This is a genomic window from Paenibacillus sp. PastM-3, assembly GCF_029893965.1.
Classification (GTDB): Bacteria; Bacillota; Bacilli; order Paenibacillales; family Paenibacillaceae; genus Paenibacillus_AQ.
Map to the genome: position 1 here is coordinate 1 of NZ_JARXXP010000061.1, position 7,297 is coordinate 7,297.

Here is a 7,297-nt window from a genome sequence, read left to right on the forward strand (position 1 = left end):
TGTTGTTTTGGCATTGTAGAGTTCCGCTCCTTAACTTGATAGGTTTATTCTACAAGCCCTTATTTTTTATGTCCAACTAAGTGTAGACGATCCAAGCAAATGAGCCAAAGGGTAAAGGAGAGAGAGTATGTACGAAATCGTGTTGATACGGCATGGAGAGAGCGAATACAACCGCCAGAACCTTTTTACGGGCTGGAGTGATCCGGATTTGACGGAAAAAGGGGTTCAGGAGGCCAAGGCCGCCGGCAAGCTGCTCCGGGAGGCGGGCTACTCTTTCGATCTTGCTTTTGCTTCTGTGTTGAAGCGCTCGATCAAGACGCTGAACTATGTGCTCGAGGAGATGGACCTGCTCTGGATTCCGGTGCAGAAATCATGGAAGCTGAACGAACGGCATTACGGAGCGCTGCAGGGGCTGAGCAAAAGCGAAACTGCCGTTAAATACGGGGAAGAGCAGCTGCATATCTGGCGGCGCAGCCTGTCCGTCCGTCCGCCGCTGCTCACGCCGGATGATCCGCGGTATGCCCGCAACGATGTCCGCTACAAGGAGGTCCGCCAAGGTGATATCCCGCGCGGTGAGAGTCTGCAGGATACTGTCGGGCGTGTCGGCGATTTCTGGAACAACCGGATTGTGCCGCTGATCCGCAAGAAGGAGCGTGTGCTGATCTCGGCCCATGGCAACACGCTGCGGGCACTGATTAAATTCATGGAGGATCTGGATGAGCCGACCCTGCTGAATCTGAATGTGCCCACCGGAGTCCCGCTTGTCTACAAGCTGGATGATGACGTGAAGCCGGTCAGCCGTTTTTATCTCGGGGTTCCTGAAGAGGTACAGGAGAAGGCCCGCGATGTAGCCAATCCGGGCAAGGTAATGGAATAACGGAGCCTGAGGATCAATCCACAAAAAAAGGGTGCTCCCTGCCTTAACCGGCAGATGGAGTACCCTTTTTGCAAAGATAACGGGATTCAAGCTAAGGCCTGCTCTGCGTTCCGAGCAGTTCACCCATCCTGACCTTGGTTCCTTCCGCAAGTCCGGGACGCGGGGTAAAGGTACCGTTCTCAAGCAGCAGTACTACTGTGGAACCGAATTCAAAATAGGCGAGGTCATCTCCGATCAGCCACTGATCAGCCTGCTCATCCGAATAGCGGATACTGCTGACATTCATCGCGCCCACCTTCACAACGGCGGCCTCACCGTTTGCTCCGGCAATATAAGTAATGAGCCGTTCGTTGCGGCTCAGCACGCATTTCATATGTCTCATGCCGAATTCGTTGACTGGATATGCCCGTCCGCGGATATAATCGCTCTCAATCCGGTGTCCGGTAAGCGGCGAGTGAATACGGTGGTAATCGGTTGGACTGAGGTACAGGACGAAAAAGAAGCCTCTTTTGTAAAGCTCCTGATGCGGTGAGTGGTTGAGCAGCTCCTCCAGCAGGTAATCCTGACCCTTGACATTCATAATGGTTCCGGAATGAATCTCGCCCATCGCGGTGATCAGAGCGTCTACGGGACTTGCCACGGCGCCTGCGCCTTCTGCGATCTGGCGCATGCCCGGCTTCAGCCTGCGGCTGAAAAATTCATTCAGCGTGTGATACTCTCCGGACGACTTCTCCGCTTCGGTGGCAGGAATATGATAAGTCCGTATAAATGTTGGGATCAAAAAACGGCTGAGTCTGCTATGGGAAAAAGCCCCCATTAACCGGGAAAGCCACCTATGCGAAGACAGCTCGGTCATCAGCCGCAGCAATTGTTTAACCATGATTATCTCCCTTCCGTCTTGCAGAGTAACGGTCCCGTTAACCGGGGCCGTTACTGCTCTGCATTATATTGACATAGAATAGGAGACAAATCAATAACGGATATATCTGGAGGGGTCATCCAGCAGGAAACGGGCATAGCCCATGGGTCTGCGGTAGCTGTCCTTCCAGGTGTCGCTGAGTCCGGCCTTTTGAAAGCCGTACCGCTGGTCGCGCCCGTTGCACTCAATAAAGTACAGGCGCCGGTCTTTGGTGATGCCGATATCCAGCCCGATATCGGCCAGCCCGGGCAGGCTTATCTCCAGCTGGCGTGCAATTGAGAGGCTGAGCATCTGGATGGACATGCGGATGCTTGCAGCCGCCTCACCGCCGAAGACCTGCTCCAGCACCGCAGAGGCGCTGAACGCTTCGCCGCCCCTGGCGATATTGGAGACGAAGCCTCCCGGTACCGCAAGTTTGGCGAACATGCCGGTTACCTGCCAGTCTCCGCCCCAGCCGCGCTGTACAGTGACACGCAGATCAAAGGGGCGGCCGTTCATTTCAGCCAGCGGAATGCGCTCCTGCACTAGATAAGGCATGGCAGCGAAGCGTGCCCGAAGTACCCTGTGCAGATTCTCCTGGCTGACGCTTCTGCTGACATAGCGGCGGGACCCGGAAGGAAGATAAGTCCAGATCCAGCGCCGGGTACCGCTTTTTCGCGACAGGCGCATAACGCCCTTCCCGACACTCCCGCGGCACGGCTTGAGAATGAGATCCTGATGGCGGTTTACCATATCCCTGAGTCCGGCCAGCCCGGCTGCAGAGTCTGGCAAGAATACCCGCAATTCCTCATTCTGCTGCAGCAGACTATGAATCTGATCTTTTCCATAACGGTTGCATGTATTAAAAATCAGGAGGCCCTGCCCCAGCAGCCGTTCGATCCCGGTACTGCCCGGGCTGAAAATGGCCCTGTTATGAATGACGGCCGGCGTCGGGACGACGGTCCGCTGGTATCCCTGAAGGCCTTTCACGTAAGCCACGCTGAATCCAGGTTCAAGATTGATGTCGGACAGTTGCAGGAAGCAGGGGACCATTCCATATCCGGCAGCAGCCTCCTCGTAGACCGCAAGCGACTCCTGTCCCGTTTTTAACCGGGGAACGCCCCGGTGCATAGCGGCATTTAGCAGTATCCCCACGAGCTTTTGCCCCATGTTCGTTCCTCCTGTTAGCTTCTGAAATGACGCCCTGTGACGGCGGTTCCGCTTCTCTAGCATTGTATGTTTGTACTGGGGCTTGAGGATGGACGAATGCGCGGCGGCAGATGCCCTTTTTTATATAGAAGAAGGGGATATCCGGTTAAAAAAGATAAATGTTGCGCTGCTAAACCATGCCGGGCCTAGTGTAAAAGGGTGTCATCCGCCTATTCCACTGCATATGATGCCAAGGAGAAACAATCGATGGAAGGAGGAGACTGCTTGTGAAGGGCTCCAGGAAGAACCGGCATAACCAATCCAAACGGCCTCTTTATTATGTGGATAATCCCAATAAAACAGAACTGAGCAGGATGCGTAGCGGTCAAAGAGTACAGGGGGATCTATTAACCGGGGAAACGGATACGTTGGAGGATATGACGGCAGTGACCCTGCTGGTCAGCGGGGTAGACACGGCGGAGCTTCCGGCTCCGGCAGAAGCTGTTACAGTTGAACCGGCTCCGCAGCAACAGACTGCAGTCAAGGCTCCGCCCCTGAGCGAGACGGACGTCCGGGTAAGCATTCCTGCTGAACCGCTGCTGACAGAAAAGGAACGGCTGCAGAAGGTCTATACCGATGACATTTCCGAAGCGGCGGTTACCGGCTCCAAAATTGCCCCCCGCACGATTGACGGGTCCAAGCTTAAATTCGGCATTATCGGTACACCGTGGCTGCAGGATTATGCGGTACAGAGCATCAACATTGCTGAAAAGGCGGTTACCTCCTCTAAAATTGCCCACGAATCCATTTCAGGCGAGCATTTGGCAGAAGGCAGCATCAGCGGCGGCAAGCTGCTGGATCATTCTATCGGCGGAGAAAAGCTGAAAAACGGCAGCATCGGCCCTGAAAAGCTGGCTGACCGGACAATCGGCGGGGAGCAGATTGCGGACCGCTCGATTTCCGGACGGCATCTAAGCGAGCTGCTGATTACCTCCGAGCTGCTGGAGGACGGTGCCGTAAGCGGCGAGAAAATTCTCAGCAGCAGCATCGTCAGCCGGCATTTGGCCAACGGGATTATTGACCGTTCCAAGCTGGCGGATGATGCGGTATCCGGCGACAAAATCGCCGACGGTGAAATCAGCGGCGACAAAATCGCTGAAGGTGCCATTGACAGCCGCCATATCAAGGAAGGAAGCGTATCGGCGAAGCACCTGGCTCCGGGGGCGATCGGGCGTGACCAGCTGGCCAGCCGTTTGATCGGTAAAGAGCAGCTGGGTTCCGCCGTTATCGAGAGCACACACCTGGCAGATGGCGCAGTCGGAGCAAGGCAGCTTGGAGATAAGGCTATACGGAGCCAGCATTTAAGCCCGGAAAGCGTAAACGGGTCGCATATCGGCGACGGGGAAATTAACGGGAACCATCTGGCGGACCGGAGTATTACGTTTGTAAAGCTGGCAGAGGGAGCGGTAGGGACAGCCCAGATTGTAGAGCAGGCAGTCACCTCCTCCAAAATCGCCGATCAAAGCATTCTGACGCATAAGCTGGCTGACGAGGCGGTAACCACCCGCCATCTGGCCAAGTCATCCGTCCGCGGTCCGCAGATCGCCATGCAGTCCGTCTCCTCCGCTCATTTACAGCGTGAGGCGGTGGACCAGTCCCATCTGGCGGCGGAGTCTGTCGGTTCAGAGCAGCTGCAGGCCGGTGCCGTACTGGGAAGCCATCTGGCAGCCGGTTCGGTAGGCGGCAAAGTGCTTGCGCATGACTCTGTCACTGCTGAGCATCTGCTTCCCCATAGCGTGACTACAGCCAAACTCGCGGACGGAGCGGTGACCGGTGCGAAGCTGGCTGGCGGTGCGGTGAACGCAAATGCAATCGCCCGGGAAAGTGTGAGCGGGGAGCATATTGCCATCTGTGCCGTTGAAGAAAAGCATCTGGCGGATGCCAGTGTGGGCGGCCGTGTGCTGAAGGGCGGAGTTGTGGATACGGAGCACCTGGCTCCCGGAGCTGTTGAGCGCAGACATCTGGCTGAGCATAGTGTAAGCAATAACGCACTGCAGGCCGGGGCGGTAACGGGGGATAAGCTGGCTTCCGGAGCAGTGAAGGAGGTCCATCTGGCGGCGGGTGCGGTACAGCCGCATCATCTGGCAGATCATGCTGTTACTTCATTAAAAATATCACCGGAGAGTATTTCTACTGACAAAATCAGCGATTTGGCTGTTACTTCCATTAAACTTGCAGACGGCAGTGTGACTTCCTCCAAGGTGGCGCCTGCTGCAGTAACCGCCGAGCATCTGGCTCCGGGAGCTGTTGCTCCGGCTTCGATCAGCGATACCGCTGTACAGAGCAGACATCTGGCGCCGGGAAGCGTCGGCGGTGCCCATATCCGGCCGATGTCTGTCGGGAACGGGCATATTCTCCCCGGCTCGGTATCCTCCATCCAGGTACAGGATAGCAGTATCAACAGCTCCAAGCTGACCGATGAAGCGGTGAGCTCCCGCCATCTGTCGCCGGAGAGTGTGGAAGGCCATCATCTGGCAGATCATGCGGTAGCAAGCCGGCATATCGGCGAGGGTAAGATCACCCTGGAGCATCTGGCCGCAGAAGTCCGCAGCGCGCAGTGGCTGCCTGAGCGCAGCATAGACGGCGATAAGCTGGCCGAAGGCTCCATTGATGCCTCCCATCTGGTTACCGGCAGTGTATCCGGTGACCACCTGATCCAAGAAGCGGTGGATAGCCGCCATATCCGCAGCGGCAGTATTACGCTGGATCATCTGTCTGAGGAGGTCTTCACCTCCGAGCTTCTGCCTGAGCACAGTGTCGGCGGCTCCAAGCTGGCGGATGAGGCTGTGACCTCCCGCCATCTGTCGCCCGGCAGTGTGGACGGCAGCCATCTGACGGATGATGCGGTAAGCAGCCGTCATATTGGCGGAGGCGAAATAACACCTGACCATCTGTCTGAGGAGGTTATCAGCGCGCAGTGGCTTCCCGACGGCAGCATCAGTGCCGAAAAACTGGCGGATGGCACCATCGGCCCGCTGAAGCTGGCTCCCGGCAGTGTGTATGGCGACCATCTGGTCAAGGAAGCCGTAGACAGCCGCCATATCAAGAAAGGCAGCATTACGCTGAAGCATCTGTCAGGGGAGGCGCGTACCTCGGAGCTGCTGCCTGACGGCAGTATCGGCGGCTCCAAGCTCGCCGAGGATTCCGTTAGCTTCCGCCATTTGGCGGCAGACAGTGTGTATGGAAGTCATTTGGTGAACGATGCAGTTACCGGCCGTCATATCGCTGCAGGGGAGATTACGCTGGAGCATCTGGCCGCCGAAATCCGCAGCGCAGAGTGGCTGCCTGACGGCAGCATTGGCGCAGGTAAGCTGGCAAACGATGCGGTGGAAGGTCATCATATCGGTGAAGGTGAGATCACGCTGGCGCATCTGTCCGGCGAAGTGCGCAGCGCAGAGTGGCTGCCTGAAGGCGGCATCGGTGCCGATAAGCTGGCGGACGATGCGGTGGAATCCCGTCATATCGGTGAAGGTGAGATCACGCTGGCGCATCTGGCCAGCGAAGTGCGCAGCGCAGAGTGGCTGCCTGAAGGCGGCATCGGTGCCGATAAGCTGGCGGACGATGCGGTGGAATCCCGTCATATCGGTGAAGGTGAGATCACGCTGGCGCATCTGGCCAGCGAAGTGCGCAGCGCAGAGTGGCTGCCTGAAGGCGGCATCGGTGCCGATAAGCTGGCGGACGATGCGGTGGAAGGCCGTCATATCGGTGCAGGTGAGATCACGCTGGCGCATCTGGCCGGTGAAGTGCGCGGAGCAGAGCTGCTGGATGACGGCAGTATCAGCGGCGATAAGCTGGCAGACGATACCGTAACAGGTCGTCATATCGGCGAAGGTGAGATTAAGCTGGCGCATCTGGCCGGCGAAGTCCGCAGCGCAGAGTGGCTGCCTGAAGGCGGCATCGGTGCCGATAAGCTGGCAGACAATGCGGTAGCAGGCCGTCACATCGGTGCAGGTGAGATCACGCTGGCGCATCTGTCCAGCGAAGTGCGCGGAGCAGAGCTGCTGGATGACGGCAGTATCAGCGGCGATAAGCTGGCAGACAATGCGGTGGAAGGCCGCCATATCGGCGAAGGCGAGATTACGCTGGAGCATCTGGCCGGTGAAGTGCGCAGCGCAGAGTGGCTGCCTGTCGGCAGCATCGATGCCGATAAGCTGGCAGACAATGCGGTAGCAGGCCGCCATATCGGCGAAGGTGAGATCACGCTGGAGCATCTGTCTGGCGAAGTGCGCGGAGCAGAGCTGCTGGATGACGGCAGTATCAGCGGCGATAAGCTGGCAGACAATGCGGTAGCAGGCCGCCATATCGGTGAAGGT

3 protein-coding genes and 1 pseudogene are annotated in these 7,297 nt (G+C 57.4%); 2 read left to right on the top strand and 2 right to left on the bottom strand.

Annotated elements, in window-relative coordinates; all coding sequences use genetic code 11:
• Window positions 1–127 precede the first annotated feature (127 nt).
• On the top strand, window positions 128–877 hold the full coding sequence (gpmA, locus tag M2108_RS31025) for a 2,3-diphosphoglycerate-dependent phosphoglycerate mutase (protein ID WP_090717097.1): 750 nt from the start codon (window positions 128–130) through the stop codon (window positions 875–877).
• Between the two features lie 91 nt (window positions 878–968).
• Here the strand turns inward: gpmA and asd are convergent, their stop codons facing one another.
• Together asd and M2108_RS31035 are read right to left on the bottom strand one after the other, a co-directional pair.
• Entirely contained in the window at window positions 969–1,757 is a 789-nt protein-coding gene (asd, locus tag M2108_RS31030; protein ID WP_277473319.1) for an archaetidylserine decarboxylase, read from the bottom strand.
• 90 nt (window positions 1,758–1,847) lie between these two features.
• Window positions 1,848–2,945 carry a YheC/YheD family endospore coat-associated protein gene (locus M2108_RS31035; RefSeq protein ID WP_277473320.1) on the bottom strand — a complete coding sequence of 366 codons (1,098 nt, stop codon included), beginning with the start codon at window positions 2,943–2,945 and terminating at the stop codon, window positions 1,848–1,850.
• Between the two features lie 266 nt (window positions 2,946–3,211).
• On the opposite strand from M2108_RS31035, the pseudogene M2108_RS31040 reads away from it, so the two are divergent.
• Window positions 3,212–7,297: pseudogene (locus M2108_RS31040) on the top strand (hypothetical protein); the annotation flags it as partial.

Excerpts from the sequence above, each read along its gene's own strand:
- gpmA (WP_090717097.1), top strand. The coding sequence starts at position 128 with ATGTACGAAATCGTGTTGATACGGCATGGAGAGAGCGAATACAACCGC.
- asd (WP_277473319.1), bottom strand. The coding sequence starts at position 1,757 with ATGGTTAAACAATTGCTGCGGCTGATGACCGAGCTGTCTTCGCATAGG.
- M2108_RS31035 (WP_277473320.1), bottom strand. The coding sequence starts at position 2,945 with ATGGGGCAAAAGCTCGTGGGGATACTGCTAAATGCCGCTATGCACCGG.